Source organism: Imperialibacter sp. (assembly GCF_040222385.1).
Classification (GTDB): Bacteria; Bacteroidota; Bacteroidia; order Cytophagales; family Cyclobacteriaceae; genus Imperialibacter.
In genome coordinates this window covers 1-1,247 of the sequence record NZ_JAVKDF010000050.1, presented here as the reverse complement: position 1 = coordinate 1,247, position 1,247 = coordinate 1, and the positions used below count along the sequence as shown (strand labels likewise).

Annotated in this window: 1 protein-coding gene; it reads right to left on the bottom strand. The window is 44.7% G+C overall.

The window, feature by feature from the left end; translation table 11 throughout:
• On the bottom strand, window positions 1-1,247 hold a 1,247-nt coding region (locus tag RIG68_RS24770; protein WP_502880694.1), incomplete at both ends, for a beta-helix domain-containing protein.

The following is a 1,247-nucleotide window of genomic DNA, read 5'->3' as shown; positions in this document are numbered from 1 at the left end:
ACCAGCATCTTCCGCCTGAATTGCAAACCAGAATTGTCCACGTCCATTAAAGCCTTCATCCCAGTCAAAGGCGTCGTCTGAGTTAAATGCTGATACTAAGTATTTCGCATCTACTGTTCCACCAAACCACTCAAATCCATCATCATCTGATGCAAATGACTCTACATACTCAATGGTCGTACCACGACCAACTCCACCCAAGGTTAATCCTTGAATCTCGTTTCCAGCTTGATCGCCTACCGCTTTCCCAGTGTGGCGTAACGACACATAACGAATAACACCTGAATTGTCATCATCATTATCTCCACCGTAGTTGGCACGATCGTCTCCAGCTCCTACTATTTCGTTCACCCCTTCAATCTGGCGAACTGTAGCGTTATTGGTTTTTGCATAACCCAATACAACCAAACCGCCCCATAAACCACGATCTTGCTCGTCTAAAAGGCCACTTAAATCATCTAATTTAGAAGTAAAGATAATCGGAGCGTCTGCTGTTCCTTCAGCATAGATTTTTCCACCTTGTGAAATGACGAGGCCTGATGCATTATTTCCTGATCCGTCTTCGGCTTTGATTACCGTGCCTGGCTCAATCCATAGTTCTGCTCCGTCTTCCACAAATACCATCCCATCAAGAAGATATTCATTGTCCGCTGTCCAAAATACTTTGTCTCCCGCATTGATACTCGCATCTGTTATGGTAACTGAAGATCCACCTGTGGCAACTGGTGCCAGATAACCAAGTTGATCTAAAGCTGTCCAGCCACGTAGCCAGTTGTTAACACCAAAAGCACCAACATAATCAACTTTCGTAAACCAAGGGTCAGTATATAAATCTCTGTCAGCTGCATCTAAAGCCGTACTTGTACTTTCTAATCGTGGATCTAATTCTTCAGATTCTGGAGTACGTCCGATTCCACGTAATCCTGGATCAGTGATTTGGTTGCCAGCAAAGTTCGGGCTGGTTCGCACAAATTCCTGGGGCACCAAAGCTTCTAGGGTAGTGCCTGCCGTAAAGTCAAACCAGAAATTGTTCAATAGTTTCAGATCACCCACTTCTAATCGCTTACGACTGTCTTCTGAAGCTGCATCTGCCACATCTTCTATGTTTAACGCTGGTGCATTCGGCTGACCTTTGAAGTCTCCAAAGATACTGTTGAAGTACGTTCCACCTGAGTTATCTCGGAAAATAAGCCCTTGAGATCCATCACCGGCTACTTGTGCAGGATTGTCTTTGCCATCTCCTAAAT